The following is a 22,877-nucleotide window of genomic DNA, read 5'->3' as shown; positions in this document are numbered from 1 at the left end:
TCGAGCTGTGACCGCCAAGAATCACCGAGACGTGATCAGGAGTGCGGAGCTGGTCCAGCCGGACGGCTTCCAGTACGGCGGCGTAGGACTCGCCGGTCTCGGCTTGCCGTCGTCGGGCCGCGTTGGCTCGTGCGTGGTTGCGGGACTGCATGAGCTTTCTTCCACGCCAGCCCCGTGACCCGGCGCTGCAGTCGCGCACGAGCGAGGCTTCGACGTGTGCCTCGGTCTCACCCCGACCGCCGCCCGCTGGCCGGCCCCGCAACTGGCCGAGCTGGAGCGCTTTCCCGCGCATCCCCTGCGCAGCGAGTACAAGATGCCCGGCGAGCCCGACGTGTGGCCGGCGGCGGACGTGATCGCGGTCGCGCCAGCCACCTTCCACACGGTCAACTCGTGGGCGCTCGGCCTCACGCGTGACTTCGTGGTGGGTGTTGTCGCCGAGGCCATCGGAAAGAACATTGCGACCGTGACGATGCCGTGCGTGAACGCCGCATACGTCCAGCATCACCAGTTCGAGCGCAGTGTCGCCGAACTGCGCGCGATGGGCGTACGGGTCCTGTACGGCGAGGACGGCTTCGTGCCCAACCAGCCAGGCCAGGGCAAGCCGAAAGAGTATCCCTGGCACCTGCTCCTCGACGCTGCCCAGCAAGCCTCAGCGGCGAGGTAACTCCTGCTCCCCGAATACGGTAGGGGCAGCAGCCGCTGATCCTCGACACGGCAAGGAGCCGCTCCATCTCTCGTCTTGGGCCGTAAGCCATGTGACGGTCCGAAGAACGGCTTCGCCCATACCGCCGACCTCGTCAAGGAAAGGTCCGTCCCTCCCCCTCCTCTGGCCACAAGCTGCGGGCTGACTACCTGTCGGCTGCGGCAAGCACCACATCGACCAGGCGCTCCGCGGCATCGGGGCGCCCGTGGGCACGGGCCCTGTCGGCCATGGCTGCGCGCCGGCCGGGATCCGTCAGCAGCGGCGCCACCGCGTCCCGCAGTTGCCCGGGCGAGACCTCGCCCGTCAGCGCCACGGCGGCCCCGGCATCGGCCAGGTGCCGGGCGTTGTGGACCTGCTCGTTGCCCGCCAAGGTGGCCAGCGGCACGAACACGGCAGGCTTACCCAGCGCGGTCAGCTCCGCGATCGTCCCTGCCCCGCTGCGGGAGATCACCACATCGGCCAGCGCGAACACATCCGGCAGCTCGGCTCCCATGTAGCCGGCCAGGTGGTAACGCCCAGCGCTCGCAGCGGGCAACTGTGCAGTCTGCTGGCGCAGTTCTGTGACGTTGCCGGGACCGCACTGGTGGATCACGTTGGCGTGCTCCACCAGCCACGGCAACACATCCCGCACCAGGTGGTTGACCTGCTGGGAGCCCTGCGCGCCACCAGTGACGTACACGGGCTGCTCCTCGGCTGTGCGGTCGATGACCGCACGCGGCCCATGAGCTCCAAGCCGCCGTCATGTCACCTGGGAAAGTCCAGCGTCACCCGGCCTGTGCGGACGTGGCTTCCACTCAACTCGTCATCGGCTGCAGCATTTTGGGCGCCTCCGGAACTCTCTATGGGTAAGGGGGCCCCAACGGCCCTGATGCAGAACGTGGAGGCGGGCATGGGGGCAGTGAACGAAGCGGCGCCGGCCCTGGCGGTGGTGACCGCTGTCGCGGGATGGATGGCGCATCGCGGCAGGCGGGCCGGATGGTGGCTACTGCTGAGGGACATGGTGCGCGGACGGACAGCGGTGCGCGCAGAGCGGGAACGCCGGCACTTCCTGGTGGAGTTGGCGGATCGCCTGCCACCCGGGGGTCGGCTCGTCGTGCGAGAGCATCCTGGCGGACGCAGCAGTGTAGAGGTCCACTCCCCGCTGCCAGCCGGCACAGCTAACCAGGACACCCGGTGACGGCCGTACAACCTCCCTCGGGAGACGACTGCACCCGGCCGCCTCCACCAGGGTGGAACGCGTTCTTCAGGCACCACGAGCCACACCTGCGCCGATATCTGTATGGGCTGGGAGCACGTGACAGTCTCCTCGACGACGCGGCTCAGATGACGCTCATGGAAGCCTTCAGCTCCTGGGAGCGCCTCCGGGACCACCCCAAACAAAAGGCATGGCTGTTCACCGTCGCCCGACAGCGCTACGCCAAGGTCTACAAGGATCACCTGAGACACGGAAACTTGACCGACCCCGCTCTCCTCGAGGACGTCTGCCAGGACGACACGACAGCCAGATCCGACAGGCGGCTGGATCTCCTGGCCACGCTGCGCCGCCATCTTTCCGAGCAGCAGCGTGAGGCATTGATTCTGCGCCACTTGTTGGACCTTCCCTACGCCGAGATCGCCGAAGTCATAGGAGTGCGACCCAGCTCGGCGCGCGCCCTCGTCTCCCGCGCCTTGGCGCGCCTGTCCGAGCTGCAAGCCAAAGCGAACAACGAGGAAGGGGGATGCACATGAGCGTCGAAAGCCGTCTCTCCGAAGCGCAGCGCGCCCTCGCAGAGATGTGGTCGGACGAAGCAGCAACCACCGACCGCCTGCGCCGCTTCCTGGACAGTGTCAGCGCACCACAGCACGCCGATGCTGCCGCCGCGAACGCAACGTCTGACTCAGAGACAGAGACAGAGACAGAGGACCGTACGGCACAGTTCCCGGCACCTGACCGGACGGCCTTTCAAAAGGCAGGGATGTCCGGTCTGCGCTCCACCGCACCGCGCGCGACTCCGGTACCTGTTGGGCGCGGAGCGCACGCCATTGCAGCTCGCAGCTGGGGCGTCAGCAACGCCGAATACACCCGCACCGCCACCGCCCGCAGTCTGGCCGCGGACAGCGACAGCGCCCGGATGATGGACCTCGTGAAGCGCGCCCAGGCCGGCGAGGCCGACGCGTTCGGCCGCCTCTACGACCAGTACAGCGACACCGTCTACCGGTACATCTACTACCGGGTGGGAGGTAAGGCGACCGCCGAGGACCTCACCAGCGAGACATTCCTGCGCGCGCTGAGAAGGATCGGCACCTTCACCTGGCACGGCCGCGACTTCGGCGCCTGGCTCGTCACCATCGCCCGCAACCTCGTCGCCGACCACTTCAAGTCGAGCCGCTTCCGCCTGGAGGTCACCACCGGCGAGATGCTCGACGCCAACGAGGTCGAGCGCTCCCAGGAGGACTCCGTCCTGGAATCCCTCTCCAACGCTGCCCTCCTGGAGGCCATACGCCGGCTCAACCCGCAGCAGCAGGAGTGCGTCACGCTCCGCTTCCTGCAAGGCCTCTCGGTCGCCGAGACCGCTCGCGTGATGGGCAAGAACGAGGGCGCCATCAAGACCCTCCAGTACCGGGCCGTCCGCACCCTCGCCCGACTCCTCTCGGACGACGCACCATGAAGGGAGTACCCGCTGGGCACCAACCCCGCCGCGGCATTGTCCTGCCCCGCCGGGTGTCATCTTGCGGCTTCAAGGGCCCTATCCACCGCCAGTAGCGCGCTCGATGCTGCGGAATTCCTACAGCAGCACGGTGGCCGTGGCCGGGGAGACGATGCCGTCCAGGACGGCGAGGTCGAGAATGTGCATGAGCTTGCACGCGGACAGCAGTTGCGCGGCGGGCAATCATGCTGAATCCTGCGGCCAGTTCTGGCGTACCCGGAAACCAGCACCCCGGGTCAGGCATGATGCCCCCTCAACACCAGTCCCAGGGGGGAACATGCGCACCAGACACCTTGCCGCCCTCACCTTCGCCGCGCTCGCCCTCACCGCCTGCGGCAGCAGAAGCCACGCCGAGCGAGCCGACCCGACCAAACTCGACGACGCGGCATCGCTCGCCTGCGACGACTTCGCGAACGGCTACAAGGCCGCCCAGACCACCGACGCCCGCGTCGATCTCGCCAACAAGGTCAACGAGTGGGCCCAGTCCAGCAAAACCAACGGCATCGCCGAGGGTGCCACCATCCTCGCTCGCGGCTCCGACGGAGGCGAGACTGCCTGGCAACTGGCAGCCGATACGTTCGCGCAGTCCTGCCTCTACGCCGGCTGGAAAACCTGACCAAGCCTCACTGACCGACCCGGCCCTCAGCCACGGACGGCCGGGCCTTGATGCGGCAGAAGGTGACCACGGCAAACCAGAACACCAATCCAGTCACTGACAAGGAACTCGCCGAGATCCGACACCTCCACGCTTAGACGCCATCTCACGCAGGAACTCCCACTCCTCATTGGACAGTTCATGACGACGTATCACCCGACCATGATCCACCATCCAAGATCAATTGAAGATACGGCCTAACGGCCGCTGAAGAAGTCGGTGAGGGCGGCGGCGACGGCCTCGGGCTGCTCCTCAGGGATGTAGTGACCGGCGTCGGGCACGATGATGCCCCTCACGTTGTCGGCCCACGGGCTGATGGAGGCCGCCATGTCCGGGATCGAGCCGTGGCTGCTGGAGATTGCGAGGACGGGTGCGGTCAGTCGCCGTTGCTCGAGTGCCGCGCGGTTCTTGCGGGCGGACTCGGCGGCGTCGCGGTAGTAGGCGAGGCCGGCGCGCAGGCCGCCATCGACGGCGAGGGCCGCGCCGTAGTGGTCGAGCTCTGCTTCCTCGAACGCGTCGGGCGCGAGGGACTTGGTCTTCAGGAACCAGCTGATGTACTCCCGCTCGCGGCCGGCTATCAGCGTCTCGGGAAGGTCGGGCACCACGTGGAACGCGAAGTGCCAGGTCTTGAACGCCACAGTCGGGTCGAGGGGGATCGCTTCCGGCATGGTGATGCCGGGAATTCCGGCGTCGAGCAGCGCGACCCCGTGCAGTCGGCTCTCGTGGTTCAGGGCGAGGGAGAAGGCGACCCAGGCACCGATGTCGTGCCCGGCGAGCCAGTAGTCCGACACGCCGAGAGCATCCACGGCGGCCTGGATGTGCGCGGCAACCGTGTGCGCGTCGTAGCTGAGCTCCGGATGCTCGGAATTGCCTTGGCCCGGCTGGTCAATCGCTATGACCCGGAACCGATCGGCGAGGGCGGGCATGACCTTTCGCCAGGCCCACCAGGTCTGCGGGAACCCGGCGAGCAGGACGACGGCCGGTCCGTCCGTCCGGCCGCCTTCGACGGCGTGCAGGCCGACGCCGTCGGCGTCGACCCAGCGGTGCGTGAACCCGGCCAGGTCGTGCAGGGGCAGGTCGTGAGCGGGGACGGGGGTGGTCATAGGAATCCTCCATCGAGGCGGGTGGACCGTGACTCGACGCTAGCACGTCTTGAACCGATCAGTTCAAGATGAGAGGATGGGCCGCATGGCAGGCAAGAAACAGTTCGACATGGACACGGTGCTCGACGCCGCGATGATCCAGTTCTGGCGCTCCGGCTACGCCGACACCTCGCTCGACGACCTGTCCCGGGCAACCGGCCTGAACCGCAGCTCGATCTACTCCTCGCTCGGCGACAAGGACGCGCTCTTCCTTCGCTGCCTGGATCGCTACGCCACGCGCTACGGCGACAAGTTCGACGCCGCCCTATCGTGCGCGGCCGAGGACCCCGTTGCCGCCGTCCGTGCGTTCTTCGACGTCACCCTGGGTCGCATCGCCGACCCCGCCGTGCCCGACGGATGCCTTATGGCCCAGTCGGTCATGGCGAGTCCGGCGCTGAGCCCGAGCGTCGCAGAGCATGTCAAAGAGTTGTTCGGCCTACAGCGCCCGCGCCTGCGCACCGCGTTGAAGGCCGGCGGAATGTCCGACGAGAACGCCGAGGACTTCGCCGTACACGTAGCGGCCGTGAACCAGTCTCTCGCGGTGATGGGCAGGGCCGGGTCGAGCCCGGAGCAACTCCGGGCGATCGTCGGCGTGACCGTCGACGCGCTCGCGCGGGCGCTGAGACCGGCCGGATAGCTGGCGTATCAAATCTCTGCCTGAGAGCCATAGGCGCTTCTCACTGTTCGGAGGGGCCAGACAGATGGCCGATGCAGCCGGCAGCAACCTTGGCGGGCCGCAGGAGTCGCACCAAGCCCGCCGAGGATAAACGTCAAGCGGAGAATCTGTCCGACAAGGCATGGGCCGCGGTGCGGTCCCCGGTCGAGCACGCCTTCGCCTATCTGAAGAATTGGCGTCTCCTCAGTAAGGGCCTGCACGGATCCGAGGTGGGGCGACTGCGCTGGAGAGGCCCTGCTGGTGCTGACGAACCGGGAAGTCGCCCGCTGACGGATGGCCGTCTCAGTGGACTACAGCTCCGGATCTGCCAGAGGCTCCCGGCGCCTACGCACACCAGACCGACTGACGTGCGGTTTTCACCACGCACCGTGCTTCATGCTGGAGCTGTCGACGGTCATGTATTTCGGCTCTGGCGAAGATCTTGTGATACCACTCACCTGAACTGGGCATATACCGAGTGTGCGGTTCAGGGGGCTTGGGCGGTTGCTGCCGCATTTAGGCCGTTTCTTTCAGATCATCTGATCGTTGGTTTATGTGTGTCGTTGACTGACGCGCAGTGGGCACGCATCGAGCCGCTGCTGCCGGACCGGAGGCCGAAGCGGGGAGGGCGGTGGCGTGATCACCGACAGGTGATCGACCCGATCGCGTTCAAGTACCGCACTGGGACGCCGTGGATGGACCTGCCCGAGCATTTCGGATCGTGGAAGGGCGCCCGCAACCGGCTTCGAATGTGGGCCGCCGACGGCACCTGGGAGAAGGTCTTCACCGCCCTGCTCGCTCAAGCGGATACCGAAGGCGACCTGGACTGGGTCATCGCAGTCGACTCCACGATCGTGCGGGCGCACCAGCACGCCCCCGGGGCCCGTCAAAAGGGGCCCCGGCCGGCGAGCCGGCCGACCATGCCCTCGGACTGTGTCGGCGTACAAGTGAACGTGGCCCTGGCAAGATTTCCGTGAAGCGGGGCTGTGCAACCGTGCGCCGGTGACGCTCCGTCACGGGTAGCGGGACTTTCGGCGAGTGTGATGACTTCGTAGGAATTGTGTCGCCGCACCTGGATGTGCTGCGGGTGGAACGGGTGTGGTCGTCGGGTGGTGTGGTTCGTATCGCTGCCCGTACCCGCAAGTTGACGGTGGTGTGTCCGGACTGCCGGTGCGGGCCGGCGCGGGTGCACAGCCGGTATTCCCGCACGCTGGCCGATGTCGCTGCCGGGGGCCGCCCGGTGCTGATCAGTCTGATGGTGCGGCGGTTGTTCTGTGACCGTGCGGACTGCGGTCGGCGGACGTTTGCCGAGCAGGTGGAGGGGCTGACGGTGCGCTATCAGCGTCGCAGTCCGCTGCTGCAGCATTTGGTCGAGATGGCCGGGGTGCTGCTCGCCGGCCGTGGCGGGGCCCGGCTGCTGCGCATCTTGAAGACGCCGTTGTCGCGGACGAGTGTGCTGTTCCAGTTGATGCGCATGGGACTGCCGTCGGCCGCGACACCGCGGGTGCTGGGCGTGGATGACTTCGCGTTGTACGCGGACGTCTACGGCACGCTGCTCGTGGATGGCGACAGACGGCTGCCGATCGAGGTGTGGGCCGGGCGCGATGCCGAGCAGCTGGCCTCCTGGCTGCGTGCGCATCCCGGCGTCGAGATGGTGTGCCGGGACGGTTCGCTGGTCTACCGGCAGGGCATCACCGAGGGGCCCCGGACGCGGTCCAGGTCAGCGACCGTTTTCACCTGTCGCAGGGGCTGTCGAAGCGGGTCTCGGACATCGCCGCGGCCCACCGCGACTGCCTGACTGCCGCAGTGCCTGAGCCCGAACCGGCCCCGTCGGACGAACCGCGCGAGGCGGCCGATACTCCCGCCCGCCGTCACGCGAAGCGACTGTTCGAGACCGTCCAGGAATACACCGGTACAGCCCGTAGTCTCAGCGCGATAGCCCGCGAAATCGGCTTGAACCGCCGCACCGTGGCCAAGTGCGCACGCGCTGCCTGCTGGCAGGAATGCATACGGCGTACTCCGCCCCGCCGCTCCACGAGCCTCGATCCGTATCTGGACTACTTGGGGCAACGCTGGGAAGAAGGCGAACACACCGCGACCGTGCTGCACCAGGAGATTGCCGCGAAGGGCTACCGCGGCCACTACCAGCGGGTCAAGATGGCCATCGCACCGCTACGCCGCAGTCTGCCGATCGACACACCGCGCGAGCGGCCACCCTCGCCCCGCCAGGTCGCCCGGTGGATCACCACCACACCGTCTCGACGCGGCCTGCACACCACCGAGGCACTCCATCGCCTGCTCGAACACTGCCCGGAGCTCGACCAAACCCACACTCTGGTCAGGCAGTTCGCGGCCATGCTCGATGCCCGCAACGCCGCCCCGCTGCCGGACTAGCTCGACCAACTCGCGGCCTCTGGCCTGCCTGCCCTGGCGAGCCTGGCCAACGCCATCCGCGAAGACCAGCCAGCAGTCGTGCAGGGGATCACCACCCCGTTCAACTCCGGCGTCAACGAAGGCCGGATCACGGATCTGAAACTCCAAAAGAGGATCATGGCCGGCCGCGCCGGCGTTCCGCTCCTGCGCCACCGCGTCGTCCTCATGGCCCACCTCCGACGCCGCTCCGTGACGGAGCGTCACCGGCGCACGGTTGCACAGCCCCGTTTCACGAAAATCTTGCCAGGGCCACGTTCACTTGTACGCCGACAGCCCTCCATCCCTGCTGGGCCAGGTGCGCTATCAAGCTGTTGCGAACGAGACGCCAACCGACATCACCCTCGCGCTCGGCCGCGAGCGCCTGTACGGGCCTCAAGCCGCATGGCCCCTGACCATCAAGGCTGCTCACAGCTGGTGATGCTGAAGGTACTGGCACCGACCGTGTTCGAGCCAGCTCTCGGCTGCGCCGTGGAAGCGGTCTACGGTGAGACCTCGCACCCAACCAGGCACGACTTGCTCGGCGTCCAGAGGCAGTGGGCTTTCGAGCGACGCTTCGGAATGCAGACCGACGCACGCGTCGACCTCGCATACCAGGTCTGCCGGTTCCTGCTCGACCTGCTCGGCCCGAACGATTATCAGCGGGTGGTGAGCGCCGCCTGGGAGGTGAGCCGATGCGAGCGGCCGACGCCAGGACTACGTGCGCCCGTCGCGCACCTCACATAGGCCTGGTCACTGCTCTCAAGTCGTGTCGGCGCTGCCGCCATTGGTCGTGTCCGTCTCTGCATCGGCACCAGGCACTCGCCCCAGAATGATCGCTTGCGCAAGATGATCAACCGCGCTCGGTCGAGCCTCTGGCGTCAACGTTCCGATCAGCCGCTCCGCAGCAAGGTAGCGAGAAAACTCCAAGGGCTGCAGAAAGTACGAACGCAGGTGGGTCGCGGCGACCTCGCGAGAGCGCACGAAGGTCCGCCCAATATAAGCGGCCATCGCCGCACCGGTTGCTCCCAAGACGCCCGAGACGATACTTCCTGCCGTGGTCCTAGCGGCCAATGCAGCAATACTCGCAGCGACAACGATGGTTGCGAATCCAACAGCCATTGCGATTTGGGCATGCCGAAAGCTTTGCTCTGCCTGTCGGGTAGCTATCTGATGGTAAAGGTCGAGTCGACGGCTCGTGGTCTCCCACAGACGCACCAGTTCAAGTTGCTCAGACTCGGCCCTGTCGCTATTTGCGGCCTGCTCTTTGGCCTTCAGTTCGGTTGTGTAGCGGTGGATAAATCTACGTCTCTGCAAGCGGCCAAACGACCACGCCAGCGCTCCGCCTCCCGCCAGAAGCGAGGCCGCGGCAGCCATGGCGACGGCTCGCTGATCCCAGTTCTCGAGACCGCCGATGAGCCACACACCGAGGGGGAAAGTCACCGCGATGACGCCACCAAACAAGGCCCACGCTCGCCAACGACGAAGATACTCTTGCGAGTTCTGTCAAGCGCGGCGCAGCTCCGTCTCGGATGTACTGCCACTGGTGGCTAGCAACGCCTCCCAGATGCCGCTCGCCGCCAACAGTGATATTGGTTCCATAGATACTCCCATCCGGCCTCCACCAAGGGCCAGATCCTTCATTGGACAGGTGAACTCGACCTTAGGTCAGTCAACATGACGGTACCTATCCACGTCGTGGGCGCGGAAGCCAGGGCAGATCGTGAACGGGGGCCACCAGGCGCTAACCTCGATCTTTCTTGACGGGCCTCCGAGGGAGTCGGTGGTCCGTTTCGTTGTCGATGGCCGATGCTGGGCAGGTCGAGAGCCCGAGTGTCGTCTCGGGTGGACGCCGGGTTCCACTGCTCCGGACTGGAACGTTCTGTCGTAGGACCAGGAGAACCGCTGGTCATCCGGGGTTTGGCAAGAGTGCGAGCCGTTCGAGAGCGGTGGTGATTTCGAACGTCCAGGGCCAGTGGCGTGCGAGGCGGAGGATCCGGCGCCGGCCGGTGGTGACGAGCTGTCCGGCAGCGGAGAACAGGCGGAACCGCAGGCGACGCGGTTCCCAGAGTCTCGCCTGGCCGGTCAGGGCGAACATGGGCATCCAGGCCAGCAGATCAAGTGCGATCTGGACGATCTCCAGCCAGACCTTGTTCTGCGTGGTGTCGTGCAGGGGCAAGTTCCGCAGGCCGGTCGACCGGGCGGCCCGGATCCGGTACTCCGCGCGGGCTCGCAGCCGGTGACGGAGCTCGAGTTCGGCGATCGGACGGCTGGCGGTGTTGGTGGCGAAGCAGGTGATCCGCATGCCGTCCGCGTCGGTGATCCTCAACTGGGCCCCGGGATGGGGACGTTCCTTGCGGACGATCAGCCGCATGCCCCGCGGCCAGCCGTCCAGCAGGTCCCCGGTGAGTTCGGCGGCCCAGGCCCCGTCACGGACCTCGCCGTCCGACTCGACCGCCGGTGTCCAGGCCGAGGCCGGGATCTGGAGAACGCACTGGTGGATGGTCTCGGTGATCATGCCGACCGAGTAGGACAACCACCGCCCACGCTGGGCGAGCCAGGCCACGAACTCATGGGTCCCGCCCGCGGAATCACAGCGGATCAGGGTCCGCCGGCCCCGCCGGTACTTCTTCGGCAGTTGGGCCAGGGCGAGGCGGACGGCGGTGATGTGGTCGGTAGCCGTGTTCGAACCCGCATTCCCGGGACGCAGGAGGGCCGCGACCGGTTCGCCGGTCCCTCCAGGGCCGTGGTCGACGAACCCCATCAGCAGGTGGTGGCCGTAGGTCTTCTTCCAGGTCGGGGCCGCGTCCTGCTTGTCCGAGTGGGCCAGGACGAGTACTCCGTCCAGGTCCACGGTCACCTGCCCGCCGGCATCCGGAGCCCGTTCTCCGGCCAACGCCCATACATGGGCTCGGACTTCGGAACGTGCGGCGCGGATCGCCGTGAGCGCCTTCTCGCCCGAGGAGGCGAGGGTATCGGTCAGGCGGGAGACCGTCGGGTCGGAGGCGACCGGCCCGAACACGGCTGGCTCGGACCGCAGCAGGGCGATGTCGGCGAGGCAGTCCCCGCCGAGCGCGACCGCCAGGGCAAGGTCCAGGAGGATCTTCCCGGGATCGTGGACGGCCCGTGGCTTCCGCCAGGTCGCCAGTGCCGCGGATATCACCGGTCAAGACCGATCTTGCGGACTGTCTCCACCAACAGGACCGCACCGACCTGCGAGACCACCTGCCGACCGTCACTCTGGACACGGACACGCGGGTAGGACGCGATAGGCTCTCTCACCTGGGAAGTGCTCTTTCCCTCGCAGCCACAGGATCCTCAGCAAGTCCTATCGTTGCAGGTCAAGAGCACTTTCCTTTGGACAGCCCACCTCGGAAAGCGCGGGGGTTAAGAAGCGCCCTTACGCAACGACGCGATGAGGCGGTCAAGGTCCCCGCGTGCCGTGTACGTACGGATCGGATCGATGTAGTCGCGTGACTCGATGATCTGACCGTCCCGCACACGCATCACGAAGATGCAGGGCACCTTGGCCATGGAGTCGTCCGGCAACGTGAACTCGTAGGCGAACTCGGCGACGATCACTTCAGGATCGGCGGTCTCGTGAACGACGACATCGACGACACGCCTCTTCGGCAAGGACTCCCGAACTTCCGGCGGCACCGTGAAGTGCTCCCGGAGCGCACGCCGACTCGTCAACGGCTCGGACTCCGGCGTCGCCATCGGATGCCGGACATCGGTGACCTCGCCATACAGGTCAGGCAACTCGCTCAAGTTCCCGTCGGCGACCCCATGAACAAGCCGGAGAAACACCTCGCGCGGACTCAGACTCACAAGACCCCCCAAGTAATACGCACAGGCCGCTAACGATCATTATCACCTCATGCGGGCCCGTGCGGTCTCGACCAGCAGCACCCCACCCGTCAGACCCCACCCGTGGCGCTGGACGCGGACATGCGGTCTTCACCTGAGAAGTGCTCCTTCGACAGCAACGGCCAGGACCCTCCACAGGTCTCATCGATGCAGTTCAGGAGCACTTCTCGCGTCTCTGAGCAAGCGGTAGACGGCACCGCTCGTGAAAGCCCGAGGCTAGTGGAACCCTTGCTCGGTCTGGAGGCTGAGCTGATGTCCACTCACATCCGTTTGGTCGCACACGCGTTGGGCAGCTCGGAACGGACGGTATGGCGTTGGCTCACCGCCGGCCCGTAGCCACCGTCCGCGATGGCCGTGGTCCTGCCGACGGCGTCCTTCGCTCCCGACAGATCCCACGCCTTGCAGTCGTGGCGGTTGCCGGGCAACGGCCGGCCGACCGCAACGATCAGCTGAGTGTCGGCGTCGATGACGACCTGGTGGTTGGTCGCATACCGGTAGTTCTTCGACTGCTCGGCAATGCTGTGGTCGCGCGTGAGGACCAGGGTGCCATCCACAATCAACACGGCGTCCTTGGGGAAACGCTTGCGTTGCTGGAGCGCGAGCGCGGGTCCGAGGTGTTGATGATGCGGTCGGCTGCGGACTTGGACACTCCGAAGATCGGTGCCAGTTGGCGCAGGGTCAGGTTCGTCCGCCACTACGCGGCGACCAGCAACACGCGATCCTCCAACGGCAGACTCCACGGCCGGCCCTTGCGCACCGGATCTGCACCCTCGCGCCGGAGCGCGGTGATCAGCTTGCCGAACTGACGCGGGCTCAGCCCGCCGAACGGGGTTATCCAGGAAGGCTCCGACGCCGTGATCACACCAGTCACTGCGTGATCATTCCACTGCTTCGGCTTCTCCCTGCTCGAAGGCGATGCGGCAACGTTCAACCTGCTGGGCCACGTGCTCCATGAACCAGCGCATGATCTCGTAGGGGATGACGTGTTCGTCGTGGCTGTGGATGTGGATGGTCGGCTCCAGGTCCGGATCCTCGTCGGGTATCACCGCCACCAGGAAGGCAGCTCCAGGCAGGTGCGTCTCGGCGTTGTGCATCTCAGCCCATGCGACCGGCGCCGGGACGGCCTCGCTCAGCTCCACACACCAGGCGTCGTCCGGCAATGCGTAGTGAAACTGGATGGCGTAGTGACGACCCGCATGAACCCGCAGCTCTGGCATGTCCGCAGGCTGTCACAGCCCCGCGTCGAGGTCCCGCGAGTATCCCGCTCAGCACCCCGGCGCGGGCGCCAGCCGGCCCTTTGCGGGACAAGCCCTTTGTCTCATCGATTCCCTCTCCCGTCCCGAAGCTCTGCTCCTGCCCCATGAACGGGTGGAGGAAGACGCCGAACAGGGGGCGAGGGAGCTGGCCCGCCTCCTCCTGCACGGGCACTTCGACCTGCGCGCCCGCCGGGAGGAAGCCGCACTGGCGGCCCTCGACGCCGGCGGGCAAGCCCGACTCGCCGCGGGCCGGACCCGGCTGGAGAAAGGTCACCGGCGCCAACTGGCCACCGTGGTCGGGCCGGTGACCGTCACCCGGTGCGCGCTGCGCGCACCGGGCCTTGCCAACTGCTATCCGGCCGATCAGGTGCTGGGGCTGCCGCGCGAGCGGCACAGCCTGAGCCTTCGGCGTCTGGTCGTGCTGGAAGCGGTCCGCGGCTCCTACGACCAGGCTCTGGAGGCGATCGAACGCCGCTGCGGGGCGCGGGCGGTGGGCAAACGCCAGGCCGAACAGCTCGTGCGGGCAGCCGCGGTGGACATCGCGGCTTTCTTTGCCGCGCGCACCCCTGCCCCGGCCGACAGCCGAACGTGCTGGTGCTCAGCGTCGACGGCAAGGGGATCGTGATGCGCCCGGGTCACCTGCGATAGGCGACGCGGAAGGCGGCGGAGGGAGGACCGGGCTGGTTGAGGCTGCCTGCAGGACAGTCGGTGCGGTGTCCGCAGTGCGTGCAGCTATGTTCGGCGTCGCGGTAGCGCGGACACCACCTTCGGGCTCCGTCTCAGCAGTGCTGTCAAGCTGCGGATCCGCGTGCTTGCCGTCGAGGTCGGTGACCAGTCCGCCGGCCTCCAGCACCAGCAGCACACCGCCGGCGTGGGCGCGGACGTTGTCGAACTGCCAGTGGAGATCCATCCGTCCCGCCGCGACCTGGGCGAGCTGGTGGCTGACCGGCACCGAGATCCGGACGTACAGTGCTGCTTTGGACATTGCGGCGAACGAGGCGCCTGTGCGGTCGGCCAGGGCGGCGGTCGTGCCGGGCTGTGCCTGGCCGGTTCCGGTCAGCGCGCCGTCGAGTGACTGCTTGTCGGAAACCCGCAGGGGCACTCCGTTGAGAAAGGCGCCACCGCCCTCGGTGGCGGTGAACATCTCGTCCAGCAGCGGGAAATACAGCACCGCGAGGACGGGGCGTTGGTCCCGGACCAGGCTGACCCCGATGTTCCAGTCGGTCATTCCGTGCACGGCGTTGAGGTTTCCTCCCACCGGATCGATCAGCCACCACGCGCCTTCGGGCAGCGGGCCGGAGCCGTGCTCGTCGTTGAGCCAGTGCGCCTCGGGGAGGATCTCGGCCAGCGCGGATTCCAGCACGTCGACGACGGCCAGGTCGTTGGCGTGAAGATCGGCGAGCATGTCGGGCAGCCCCCGCTGGCGAGCGGCGGTGGAATAGCGCTTCCGCAGCCGGGCGCCCGCCTGGCGGACGGCAGCGGTCGTGGCGCGTAACAAATCCTGAGACATACGTATCTCCGCAATGGATGGCCAAAAGATAGCTACGTAAGACACCCCGCCCCTTGACACTGGCTACGTCAGCGCGGGATCAGTCCCGCGCATCGCCTGCAAGGGCATCGGATCCGGCGTCGGGCGCAAGGTCGGCGTAAGCCGTGATCTCGGTCAGTCGGCGACACGGGGACATGTGTCCCCGGGCGGCGAAGTCAGCGGGCGAGGGAGACGGCGAAGGGGGTGAAGCCGTTGCGGCGGATGATGTGGGGAACGATGAGGATCATGGCTTCGGTGGCGCGGGCGGTGGTGATGTCGCCGAGGTCCTCGATCCAGGCAGGATCCCAGCCCAGGTCGGTGAGGAGGCCGGTGACGGTCTTCTTGGCCTGCTCGTCGTTTGCGGACAGGTAGGCGGTGGGCGAGGTGGACAGCTGTCCCGGGGCGGTCATGACCATGAACAGCATCGTGTTGAGGGTCTTGACGACGTGCGTGTCGGGGAGGGCGTGCTGGAGCCGCTCGGCGAGGCTTGAGCCGGAGTAGATCAGGTTGGCGGGCAGTCCGTCCGGACCGTCGGTGGTGGCGTTGGAGACGTCGACGAGGATCTTGCCTCGAAGTTCCTCGCGCAGTGCGGTGAGCCGTTCCAGCGAGCCGGCGCCCGGGGTGGCGTTGATGACGATCTGGGCTGTGCGGGCGGCGTCGGCGGCGGCGCCCGGCGTGCGGTCTGTCACGGTCACCTCGTGGCCTGCCGTGGTGAGGGCTTGGGCGAGGTTGCTGCCGACACGGCCGTTTCCGAGAACTGCGATCGTGCTCATGGTGATGAGGTCCTTTGGTTGGTGCGAGTTGTGAGGGGCGCGGTCAGCGGGAGAGCGTGGCGACGGCTTCTGCGTGGATGCCGGGTGCGGCGGCCAGGAAGCTCTCGCTCTGAGGGGTCCAGGGGCGGCCCTGGGCGTCGGAGATCTGTCCGCCGGCCTCGGTGACGAGCAGAGCTCCGGGAAGCAGGTCCGCGCGGGCGCCGGCGAACTGCCAGAAGGCGTCGATCCGTCCGGCGGCCACGTTCAGCAGGTGCAGGGTGGCGGGCACGGAGGTGCGCACGACGAGCGCGCCGAAGAGCATCGCGGTGATCGACGAGCCGACGCGCCGCACCACCTCCTCGTCCTCGTCGGGCCGGGCCTGGCTGGTGGCCACGATGCCCAGGCCGAGGTCGGCGGTCGGGGAGACGTGCAGCGGGCGGCCGTCGAGGTGAGCGCCGGCGCCGACGAGTGCGGTGTAGGTCTCACCGGTCAACGGCAGGTAGACCGCGGTGAGCACCGGCTGGTTGTCGCGGACGAGAGTGGCGGTCACCGCCCACTCGGGCAGGGCGTGCAGGTGGTTGACGTTGCCCTCGGCCGGGTCCACGACCCACCATTCACCGGACGGCAGTGCCCCGCCGTCCAGTTCGTCCTCCACCCAGCCGGCGTCCGGGCGCAGGCTGGTGAGGGTGGGGCGCAGGATGTCGAGAGCCGCATCGTCGTTGACGGCGAGCGCACGCATCAGGTCTTCGCGGGTCTCGTAGCGGACCACGTCTCCGAACCGCTCCCGGAGCACCGACCCCGCCGCGCGCACGGCATTGGCGGTCTGTGCGAGCAGATCGGCGTCGGAGGTGGCGACGTCAGCGGTCTGAAGCATTTCGGACATGGTGTGCTCCCGTCTGAGCAGAGGGGGTGAAACAAGAAGACCAGGCGGACCAGGCGAAACCGTGTTTCATCCGCCGCCCGCATCTCGAAGGTAGAAGGGCCCATCATTAACTTCAAATGCATGTAAAACACTGCTGAGATGACTCTCACGCAATTGAACTCGCACCTCCTCACCGCGCTCCCTGAGGAAGGCGGCGTAGCCGGCGAGGGCCACCGTCCGGCGGCGGAAGAGGGACAAGCACATGGCGGCACGCTAGGAGCAGAAGCCACCGCCCGGCGTCACACCCTGATGTGATCGCTGTCCCTCTCAGGAGTGACTTCCGGCCCTCTCGCGCCGGGCGCAATGACCAGATGCTCAGCAACACGAGCGAGGTGGACCGCTCTGCGCTGCGCCGGTGACTCGGCCGCGCAGGTACGAACGAAACAGAGCGGTCCCTGGCACGTCAGTCCGTCCTGGTGGGGGTCATGTGCCTGGTCATCGATGCGGTGAGCTTCCTGACGCGTGGCCCCGGGCCAGGCCCGTGGAACGCACTTCTTTTGACCGCGATCCTGCTTGCGGACGCAGCCCTGGTGTCCTCGCCGAGGCTCTCCGGCTGGGTCGCGGTCGGACACGCCCTGGTGGTGTCCGCGCTTGCCTTCGCTCTTCCCGGCCGCAGCGCGAGCACCGCCGGCCAACTGGTCAGCGCCTACCGGGCCGGTGCCTGGTTGCGGGGCTGGCCGGCAGGAGCAGCGCTGGCGGCCTCGTGCGCCGGGTCCTGTGGTCGTTGCTGATCGCCGGGCTGAGTGACCCCGCTTCTCTGGTGAGCCTCGTGGCCGCAAATGCCCTGATGCCGTGGCTGGTCGGGCGGTACACCACCGCGCGCAAAGCACACGTGGACGAACTGCGCCACCGACGCGAAGCCGAACTGCGAGACGCCCAAGCCGAGATGGCCGCGGCAGTGGCCAAGGAGCGCGAAACAATAGCCGTCGAACTGCACGTCGTCTCCCACCACGTCAGCGCGATCGGCGTCCACGCCACGGCGGCCCGGCTGAACCTCGCGCCGCACCCGCTCACCGACAACGGCGCGGTGCGCACCTCGCTCACCGCGGTCGAGAAGTCCAGCCAGGCCGCGATGGTCGACCTGCGACGCCTGCTGTCATTGCTGCACGAAGGTGATGGGTCACCGGATCAGCCAGGGCTGGCAATGCTGCCCGATCTGTTCGACGGCATCCGGTCTTCCGGCCTGCAGGTGACCTACGTCGTCTACGACACCCCGCACCCGCTCCCCCGCGCCATCGACACCACGCTGTACCGGGTGGCGCAGGAGATGATGACGAACGCCCTGCGGCACGGCGACGGGAAACCTGCTCGCGTGGAACTCGACTACAGCGGCGACCGCATAGGCCTCACCGCCCGCAACCGGATCGTCCCCGGCGCGGATCCGGTGGCAGGCAACTCCCCTTCCGCCGGCTTCGGGATCGGACTCGAGGGAATGCGCAAGCGCGCGGAGGCGCTGGGCGGCTCGGCAGCCTTCGGCATTGTCAGCGACGGGCTCTACTGGGAGTCGAACGTGACGATCCCCCTGGGCGGTGCATCGTGACCTTGCGGATCGTGATTGCCGACGACCACGCGATGTTCCGATCCGGCTTCCGCGCGGTCCTCGACGCACGGCCGGACATGGAATGCGTCGCCGACGTCGGCGACGGCTACAGCGCCATCGAGGCCGTCCGGTCCCTTGGCGCGGACCTCGCCGTCCTGGATGTGCGCATGCCCAAACTCGACGGTCTCTCGGCCGCCCGCCAGCTGATGGCGTCAGGGCGGAAACCCTTGAAAGTCCTCCTCCTCACCACGTTCGGCACCGACGACTACCTGCGCACAGCACTGGCCTACGGAGTAAGCGGATTCGTCCTGAAAAGTTTGCCCCCCCCCCGAAGAACTCGTGACCGCGATCCGCGTCGCCGCCCGGGGCGACACCTACCTCGACCCGTCGATCACCAGCCGACTCGCCCCACGACTGGTTGACGCGCTGACCCCGCACACTCCGGACCGGGAACAGGCACCCGGCCTGGACCGGCTCACGGCACGCGGACGCGAGGTTTCCTGCTGATGGCCTCCGGCTTCTCCAACGCCGACATCGGCGAACAGCTCTACGTCGGCGAACAGACTGTCAAAACCCACGTCTCACGCGTCCTGGCCACACTCGGACTCAGAGACCGCGTACACGCCGTGCGGTTCGCCCACCATCACGGCCTGATCGAACCAAACGACACGTCCGGCCTGTGACGCCAAGCGCCCGCGGGGGCGTGGGCGTGCGTGCCCTTCGAAGCAGGCGTCCTGCCTGCTGAGACCGCGGCTTCCGCGCCTCGTTCCGCCGCCCTGGCAGGGCGGCGGAACGAGGCGGTCGGCGCGCGGGGTTCGACAAGGCGATTCGCCCATGGCCCCGTCCGGAGTGAACGGCGCCACCTCAGAGCTCCTCGGCACCCGGGTAGTGGTGACGGAGTTCGCTCAGTACGCGCTCGTCGACAGCCCTGACGTCCCACGAGGAGCTGTCGAATTCGGTCAGCACGAGCACCAGTTCGTTCCCGGCGAATCCGCGTGCTTCGGCATCGATCAGCTGAAGGCAGGGGGTTGTCAGCGACAAGAGTGTCAACGTGTCCATGCCGGTGTCGGCGGACCGTATTTCCATCTCGGCGCAGCGAGGATCGACGATCTCGTCGAATTCGATGCGCCACGTCAGGTCCAGGCCGTAGCCGCCGAGGCGAACCAGCAGCTCGGCCAGAGTCACGTAGTGCTGTCCGTGCCAGGCCGGAAACGTGATCCCGTTCATCCTCACTCCTGCTTCGGCTGCATCGCGCGCCATGTGCCCTTCGTTCAGCGAACTCTAGGCTTGTCCCGTAACTGATCTTCGAATGGGTGCAGGGCGTCGATCGTTGTCCTGCTCGCTCGTCTATCCGGCGAGTGCGAGGTTGTGCAGGCGGGCAACGGCGTGCTCGACCCGGGCGCGGACCTGCTTGTGGGGCTTGCTGTGCGCCTGCTTCCAGTCGGCGAGTTCTGCGCCCTTGCGGCGCCGGTGGGGCATCACGAGGCCGGTGCCCAGGTAGCCGCCGTCGGCGATCGTCATGGTGTAGCCGACGGCAGCCTTGGCCCCTGATTCCACCCATGGCGTGCAGTCATTGCGGTTACCGGGCACCGGTCGGCCGACCACGACGACCAGGCGGCTGTCGGCGTCGATGACGACCTGGTGGTTGGTGGAGTACCGGTAGCCTTTCGACTGCTCGGCGACCGTGCGGTCACGGGTGGGAACCAGGGTGCCGTCCACGATCAGCGCGGTCTCCTTGCGGAACCGTTTGCGCTGCCGCAGTGCCAGTAACGGGCCGAGCTGACCGACGATTCGGTCCGCAGCCGACTTGGACACTCCGAACCGCGGAGCGAGTTGCCGCAGCGTCAGGTTTGTTCGCCAGTACGCGGTGACCAGCAGGACCCGGTCCTGCAGCGGAGGTTCCATGGCCGACCCTTGCGAACGGGGTCCGCACCTTCGCGCCGCAGCGCGGTGACCAGTTTGCCGAACTGCCGCGGGCTCAGCCCGGTGAACGGGGCTCTCCAGGACGGCTCGTACGCCGCACACCAGACACAGCGAGATCGTCTCAACTGCCGGCCATTCGCGGTGGCCTCTCGCGTCTGGCTTCGTGCGCTTTCAACAGCAGCGTTCGGCTGCTTGCTTGAACAGCGGTGGCCGTGAGTAAGGAGTGGGGCAGAGGAAACGGCTTTGCGCCCTGTGTGACCGGAGTGGATGCTGGCTCGCCGGAGGTACTGAAGATGATCAACGTTGTGTTGAAGCTGTCAGCCCGTGATTTGGTGCATGCGGACCTGGCGTCGTGCGGGTGGGCAGGGTCTGACCACCACCTGGCGAACGTCGCCAAGCAGTTGGAACGTGCCCGGATCGGCGAGGTCGACTACCTCGCGGTCTGCCCTGCAACGGATATCCCTGTGGCGAAGGGTGGCGTCGACTACCAGGTCAAGGCAGGTGTCGGCACTTTGTGGCAGCTGGCAGTCCACCCCGCATTGCAGTCGTGTGGGATCGGCACGTTCCTTGTTGCAGCCGCGGAACTGCGGATCAGGAACCGCGGTCTGCAGCAGGCCGAACTCGGTGTGGAGGAGAGCAACCCCCGGGCACGTGCGCTATACGAAAGGCTGGGTTATGTCGCGTACGACCGTCAGCCGGACTCGTGGGACGAGCAAGCCCCTGACGGATCGTTGCGCCGCTACGAAACGATGTGCACGTTGATGCGGAAACAACTCGCATAGGCTCATGTCACCCTCGCGGAAGCTGTCATCGGACGTGTTGTGTCCCAGGTCAAGTAGTCATCGGATCTGGACGCCGTCCTCCAACGCTGTCGGCCACGGCGGAGGCTTCCTACTCAGCCCCAGCCCAGCTCACCCGCCCCATTGGACACGGTCTAGGCGCCGGCACCACCGTCGACCGGCACGATGGCGCCCGTCACCCACGAGGCGCGGTCGCTGAGCAGCCATGCGGCCACCTCGGCGACCTCACGGGGTTCGGCCATCCCGCCGAGCGGGGTCGAGGTGCTGATGCGCTCGACGATGCCCGGGGTCGCCGCCTCCCACATGTCGATCATCTCCGTGGCGGTGCCGCCCGGGGCGATGCCGTTCACCCGGATGCGGTCCCCTGCCCAGCTCACCGCGGCGGTCTCGGTGAGGCTGTTCAGCGCGCGCTTCATGGCGCCGTAAGCGGGCAGAGCGGGGTTCGCGCGGCGGCTGCCGATGCTCGACGTGTTGACGATCGCCCCGCCGCCGCGGCGGCGCATGAGTGCCGCCTCGGCGTTCATGGCGGTCCAGTGCGAGCGGAAGTTCACGGCGAATTGCCGGTCGATGTCCTGGTCGCTCGTTGTGTCGAGCGGACCGGGCTGCTGGATCACCGCGCCGTTGTTGAAGGCACCATCGAGGCGGCCGTGCAGTGTTCCGGCGTGGTCGACGGCGGCGCGGACGCTCGCGGGGTCGGCGAGGTCGAGGAAGACTGCGTCGGCGACGCCACCGTCGGCGCGGATCTCTGTCACGACGCGGTCGAGGGCGTCGGCGGTGCGGGCCGCCAGCACGACGGCAGCGCCCTCGGCGGCGAAGAGCCGAGCCGCGGCCGCTCCGATGCCGCGACTGGCGCCGGTGATGAGCACGACCTTGCCGGTGAGCAGGCCGATGGGTGCGCTGGCCGTCGTGTTCGCTGTGCGGGTTTCATTCGTCATGGCTTCAGCGTCCGGCCGGCCGCCGGGCGGATACAGGCACAGGCTGTACCAGGCAACCACCGCCGCGCCGCATGCAGAATCGAGGTATGGACAAGAAGGAACTCGGGGCGTTCCTGCGCACCCGCCGCGAGCGGCTGCGCCCGCAGGACGCCGGACTCCCCTCGGGCCCGCGGCGCCGGACGCCGGGGCTTCGCCGCGAGGAGGTGGCGGTCCTCGCACACATCTCCACCGAGTACTACGTCCGGCTGGAACAAGGCAGAGCACCACGGCCCTCGGGCGAGGTACTCGCCGGAATCGCGGCCGCCCTGCGGCTCACGGGCGCCGAGTCCGACCACCTCCACGTCCTCGCCGGCACCGCACCGAGCCGTACCGGACTGCATCGGCGCGATGTACGTCCGAGCATCCTCGCGCTCATCGAACGGCTGCCGAAGACGGCTGCCTTCGTGGTCTCCGCCGTGTACGACGTGCTCGCGTGGAACAGCCTCGCAGCCGCACTCATGGAGGACTTCGCCGAACTCGCCCCCAGGGACCGCAATCTCGCACGCTGGGCGTTCCTCGGCACCACGGACACCGGAGCGGAGCTGCAGGAAAGCACCCACGGAGCGGAGTTCCGGCTGCACGTCGTCGCGGGACTGCGCTCCGCGCTCGCCCGCTACCCGGCGGATCCCGTGGTGCGAGGACTCGTCGACGAGTTGTACGAGGCCAGTTCCGAGTTCGCCCGGCTCTGGGAGCGGCACGACGTCCAGGCGGTGCAGATGCTCACGAAGACCTTCCGGCACCCGGTCGTGGGGAAGATCACTGTCGACTGCGACTCGCTCACCCTCGACGACCGCGACCAGTGCCTCGTGCTCTACTCGGCGCCGGCCGGATCCCCGGACGCCGAGGCTCTGGCTCTGCTGGACGTACTCGGAACGCAGGCGGGCGAGTTCCAGCAGTAGCACTGCGGCCCGCCGCGACCGGCGACCCGACCGGTGCCCGGCGCACAAGGGGCCGGGCGGACCCCTCTGCCTCGGCGCCACCGGTCCCGGCCGGCAGTCACCGGGCTGCCGCGAGGCCGACGCCGAGCCATAGTCACTCGTCGCGAAAAGCGATGTTCCGCA

Annotated in this window: 23 protein-coding genes and 5 pseudogenes; 15 read left to right on the top strand and 13 right to left on the bottom strand. The window is 67.5% G+C overall.

What is annotated here, in order from left to right:
• Positions 1-193 precede the first annotated feature (193 nt).
• Positions 194-664 (top strand): annotated as a pseudogene (locus OG866_RS44355) (flavoprotein); the annotation flags it as partial.
• A gap of 184 nt (positions 665-848) precedes the next feature.
• Here OG866_RS44355 and OG866_RS44350 read toward each other — a convergent pair.
• Positions 849-1,382, bottom strand: a pseudogene (locus tag OG866_RS44350) (UDP-N-acetylglucosamine--N-acetylmuramyl-(pentapeptide) pyrophosphoryl-undecaprenol N-acetylglucosamine transferase); the annotation flags it as partial.
• A gap of 494 nt (positions 1,383-1,876) precedes the next feature.
• Between OG866_RS44350 and OG866_RS44345 the strand changes: the two are divergent.
• The 3 genes from OG866_RS44345 to OG866_RS44335 all read left to right on the top strand — a co-directional run bounded on the left by OG866_RS44345 (position 1,877) and on the right by OG866_RS44335 (position 4,006).
• Positions 1,877-2,431: an RNA polymerase sigma factor gene (locus OG866_RS44345; RefSeq protein ID WP_329343802.1), complete on the top strand. Its 555-nt coding sequence runs from the start codon at positions 1,877-1,879 to the stop codon at positions 2,429-2,431.
• A gap of 227 nt (positions 2,432-2,658) precedes the next feature.
• Positions 2,659-3,351 (top strand): ECF subfamily RNA polymerase sigma factor, BldN family, encoded by a 693-nt coding sequence (locus OG866_RS44340; protein ID WP_329343800.1) that lies wholly within the window; start codon positions 2,659-2,661, stop codon positions 3,349-3,351.
• Between the two features lie 316 nt (positions 3,352-3,667).
• Positions 3,668-4,006, top strand: coding sequence for a hypothetical protein (locus OG866_RS44335; RefSeq protein ID WP_329343798.1), 339 nt, complete (start codon positions 3,668-3,670; stop codon positions 4,004-4,006).
• Between the two features lie 236 nt (positions 4,007-4,242).
• Here the strand turns inward: OG866_RS44335 and OG866_RS44330 are convergent, their stop codons facing one another.
• Positions 4,243-5,148, bottom strand: a complete 906-nt coding sequence (locus OG866_RS44330; RefSeq protein WP_329343796.1) for an alpha/beta fold hydrolase — start codon at positions 5,146-5,148, stop codon at positions 4,243-4,245.
• 85 nt (positions 5,149-5,233) lie between these two features.
• On the opposite strand from OG866_RS44330, the gene OG866_RS44325 reads away from it, so the two are divergent.
• The 5 genes from OG866_RS44325 (at position 5,234) to OG866_RS44305 (ending at position 8,998) form a co-directional block, all read left to right on the top strand.
• On the top strand, positions 5,234-5,824 hold the full coding sequence (locus OG866_RS44325) for a TetR/AcrR family transcriptional regulator (RefSeq protein WP_329343795.1): 591 nt from the start codon (positions 5,234-5,236) through the stop codon (positions 5,822-5,824).
• 71 nt (positions 5,825-5,895) lie between these two features.
• Positions 5,896-6,819, top strand: coding sequence for an IS5 family transposase (locus tag OG866_RS44320; protein ID WP_329343793.1), 924 nt, complete (start codon positions 5,896-5,898; stop codon positions 6,817-6,819).
• A gap of 83 nt (positions 6,820-6,902) precedes the next feature.
• Complete coding sequence (locus tag OG866_RS44315; protein WP_329343791.1) at positions 6,903-7,640, top strand: transposase family protein; 738 nt, start codon at positions 6,903-6,905, stop codon at positions 7,638-7,640.
• An 8-nt stretch (positions 7,641-7,648) separates the two neighbouring features.
• Entirely contained in the window at positions 7,649-8,236 is a 588-nt protein-coding gene (locus tag OG866_RS44310; protein ID WP_329343789.1) for a hypothetical protein, read from the top strand.
• A 456-nt stretch (positions 8,237-8,692) separates the two neighbouring features.
• Positions 8,693-8,998 carry a hypothetical protein gene (locus tag OG866_RS44305; protein ID WP_329343787.1) on the top strand — a complete coding sequence of 102 codons (306 nt, stop codon included), beginning with the start codon at positions 8,693-8,695 and terminating at the stop codon, positions 8,996-8,998.
• A gap of 15 nt (positions 8,999-9,013) precedes the next feature.
• On the opposite strand, the gene OG866_RS44300 is transcribed toward OG866_RS44305, so the two are convergent.
• The 5 genes and pseudogenes from OG866_RS44300 to OG866_RS44280 all read right to left on the bottom strand — a co-directional run bounded on the left by OG866_RS44300 (position 9,014) and on the right by OG866_RS44280 (position 13,338).
• On the bottom strand, positions 9,014-9,694 hold the full coding sequence (locus OG866_RS44300) for a TRADD-N-associated membrane domain-containing protein (protein ID WP_329343785.1): 681 nt from the start codon (positions 9,692-9,694) through the stop codon (positions 9,014-9,016).
• Between the two features lie 466 nt (positions 9,695-10,160).
• Positions 10,161-11,533 (bottom strand): annotated as a pseudogene (locus tag OG866_RS44295) (IS1380 family transposase).
• A 105-nt stretch (positions 11,534-11,638) separates the two neighbouring features.
• A complete protein-coding gene (locus OG866_RS44290; RefSeq protein WP_329343783.1) occupies positions 11,639-12,082 on the bottom strand; it encodes a nuclear transport factor 2 family protein in 444 nt (147 codons plus the stop codon).
• Positions 12,083-12,453: 371 nt separating this feature from the next.
• Positions 12,454-12,992, bottom strand: a pseudogene (locus OG866_RS44285) (transposase family protein); the annotation flags it as partial.
• Positions 12,993-12,999: 7 nt separating this feature from the next.
• Positions 13,000-13,338, bottom strand: coding sequence for a hypothetical protein (locus OG866_RS44280; protein ID WP_329343782.1), 339 nt, complete (start codon positions 13,336-13,338; stop codon positions 13,000-13,002).
• 151 nt (positions 13,339-13,489) lie between these two features.
• On the opposite strand from OG866_RS44280, the gene OG866_RS44275 reads away from it, so the two are divergent.
• Entirely contained in the window at positions 13,490-14,002 is a 513-nt protein-coding gene (locus OG866_RS44275; protein WP_329343781.1) for a hypothetical protein, read from the top strand.
• On the opposite strand, the gene OG866_RS44270 is transcribed toward OG866_RS44275, so the two are convergent.
• The 3 genes from OG866_RS44270 to OG866_RS44260 form a co-directional block, all read right to left on the bottom strand.
• A complete protein-coding gene (locus OG866_RS44270) occupies positions 13,976-14,887 on the bottom strand; it encodes an inositol monophosphatase family protein (protein ID WP_329343779.1) in 912 nt (303 codons plus the stop codon). The genes OG866_RS44275 and OG866_RS44270 overlap by 27 nt on opposite strands.
• A 194-nt stretch (positions 14,888-15,081) precedes the next feature.
• Positions 15,082-15,678, bottom strand: coding sequence for an NADPH-dependent F420 reductase (locus OG866_RS44265; protein WP_329343777.1), 597 nt, complete (start codon positions 15,676-15,678; stop codon positions 15,082-15,084).
• Positions 15,679-15,721: 43 nt separating this feature from the next.
• A complete protein-coding gene (locus OG866_RS44260; protein WP_329343775.1) occupies positions 15,722-16,540 on the bottom strand; it encodes an inositol monophosphatase family protein in 819 nt (272 codons plus the stop codon).
• 742 nt (positions 16,541-17,282) lie between these two features.
• On the opposite strand from OG866_RS44260, the gene OG866_RS44255 reads away from it, so the two are divergent.
• The 3 genes from OG866_RS44255 (at position 17,283) to OG866_RS44245 (ending at position 18,802) form a co-directional block, all read left to right on the top strand.
• Entirely contained in the window at positions 17,283-18,119 is an 837-nt protein-coding gene (locus OG866_RS44255; RefSeq protein WP_329343773.1) for a sensor histidine kinase, read from the top strand.
• 11 nt (positions 18,120-18,130) lie between these two features.
• Positions 18,131-18,541, top strand: coding sequence for a response regulator (locus OG866_RS44250; RefSeq protein WP_329343771.1), 411 nt, complete (start codon positions 18,131-18,133; stop codon positions 18,539-18,541).
• A gap of 84 nt (positions 18,542-18,625) precedes the next feature.
• On the top strand, positions 18,626-18,802 hold the full coding sequence (locus OG866_RS44245) for a response regulator transcription factor (protein ID WP_329343769.1): 177 nt from the start codon (positions 18,626-18,628) through the stop codon (positions 18,800-18,802).
• 181 nt (positions 18,803-18,983) lie between these two features.
• On the opposite strand, the gene OG866_RS44240 is transcribed toward OG866_RS44245, so the two are convergent.
• On the bottom strand, positions 18,984-19,346 hold the full coding sequence (locus OG866_RS44240; RefSeq protein WP_329343767.1) for a hypothetical protein: 363 nt from the start codon (positions 19,344-19,346) through the stop codon (positions 18,984-18,986).
• A gap of 120 nt (positions 19,347-19,466) precedes the next feature.
• Positions 19,467-20,167: pseudogene (locus OG866_RS44235) on the bottom strand (transposase family protein).
• Positions 20,168-20,335: 168 nt separating this feature from the next.
• On the opposite strand from OG866_RS44235, the gene OG866_RS44230 reads away from it, so the two are divergent.
• Complete coding sequence (locus tag OG866_RS44230) at positions 20,336-20,824, top strand: GNAT family N-acetyltransferase (protein WP_329343766.1); 489 nt, start codon at positions 20,336-20,338, stop codon at positions 20,822-20,824.
• A gap of 152 nt (positions 20,825-20,976) precedes the next feature.
• Here OG866_RS44230 and OG866_RS44225 read toward each other — a convergent pair whose 3' ends face one another.
• Positions 20,977-21,777, bottom strand: a complete 801-nt coding sequence (locus OG866_RS44225) for an SDR family NAD(P)-dependent oxidoreductase (RefSeq protein ID WP_329343764.1) — start codon at positions 21,775-21,777, stop codon at positions 20,977-20,979.
• 86 nt (positions 21,778-21,863) lie between these two features.
• Between OG866_RS44225 and OG866_RS44220 the strand changes: the two genes are divergently transcribed.
• Positions 21,864-22,715: a helix-turn-helix transcriptional regulator gene (locus tag OG866_RS44220; RefSeq protein WP_329343762.1), complete on the top strand. Its 852-nt coding sequence runs from the start codon at positions 21,864-21,866 to the stop codon at positions 22,713-22,715.
• The last annotated feature ends 162 nt before the right edge of the window (positions 22,716-22,877 follow it).

The organism is Streptomyces sp. NBC_00663 (genome assembly GCF_036226885.1).
GTDB lineage: Bacteria > Actinomycetota > Actinomycetes > Streptomycetales > Streptomycetaceae > Streptomyces.
This window is presented reverse-complemented; position numbering and strand designations above follow the sequence as displayed.

Bases quoted from the DNA above. Each gene is read 5' to 3' on its own strand.
- OG866_RS44340 (WP_329343800.1), top strand. From the start codon at position 2,659: ATGTCCGGTCTGCGCTCCACCGCACCGCGCGCGACTCCGGTACCTGTT.
- OG866_RS44335 (WP_329343798.1), top strand. From the start codon at position 3,668: ATGCGCACCAGACACCTTGCCGCCCTCACCTTCGCCGCGCTCGCCCTC.
- OG866_RS44330 (WP_329343796.1), bottom strand. From the start codon at position 5,148: ATGACCACCCCCGTCCCCGCTCACGACCTGCCCCTGCACGACCTGGCC.
- OG866_RS44325 (WP_329343795.1), top strand. From the start codon at position 5,234: ATGGCAGGCAAGAAACAGTTCGACATGGACACGGTGCTCGACGCCGCG.
- OG866_RS44320 (WP_329343793.1), top strand. From the start codon at position 5,896: ATGCAGCCGGCAGCAACCTTGGCGGGCCGCAGGAGTCGCACCAAGCCC.
- OG866_RS44305 (WP_329343787.1), top strand. From the start codon at position 8,693: ATGCTGAAGGTACTGGCACCGACCGTGTTCGAGCCAGCTCTCGGCTGC.
- OG866_RS44280 (WP_329343782.1), bottom strand. From the start codon at position 13,338: ATGCCAGAGCTGCGGGTTCATGCGGGTCGTCACTACGCCATCCAGTTT.
- OG866_RS44270 (WP_329343779.1), bottom strand. From the start codon at position 14,887: ATGTCTCAGGATTTGTTACGCGCCACGACCGCTGCCGTCCGCCAGGCG.
- OG866_RS44265 (WP_329343777.1), bottom strand. From the start codon at position 15,678: ATGAGCACGATCGCAGTTCTCGGAAACGGCCGTGTCGGCAGCAACCTC.
- OG866_RS44260 (WP_329343775.1), bottom strand. From the start codon at position 16,540: ATGTCCGAAATGCTTCAGACCGCTGACGTCGCCACCTCCGACGCCGAT.
- OG866_RS44245 (WP_329343769.1), top strand. From the start codon at position 18,626: ATGGCCTCCGGCTTCTCCAACGCCGACATCGGCGAACAGCTCTACGTC.
- OG866_RS44240 (WP_329343767.1), bottom strand. From the start codon at position 19,346: ATGAACGGGATCACGTTTCCGGCCTGGCACGGACAGCACTACGTGACT.
- OG866_RS44230 (WP_329343766.1), top strand. From the start codon at position 20,336: ATGATCAACGTTGTGTTGAAGCTGTCAGCCCGTGATTTGGTGCATGCG.
- OG866_RS44225 (WP_329343764.1), bottom strand. From the start codon at position 21,777: ATGACGAATGAAACCCGCACAGCGAACACGACGGCCAGCGCACCCATC.
- OG866_RS44220 (WP_329343762.1), top strand. From the start codon at position 21,864: ATGGACAAGAAGGAACTCGGGGCGTTCCTGCGCACCCGCCGCGAGCGG.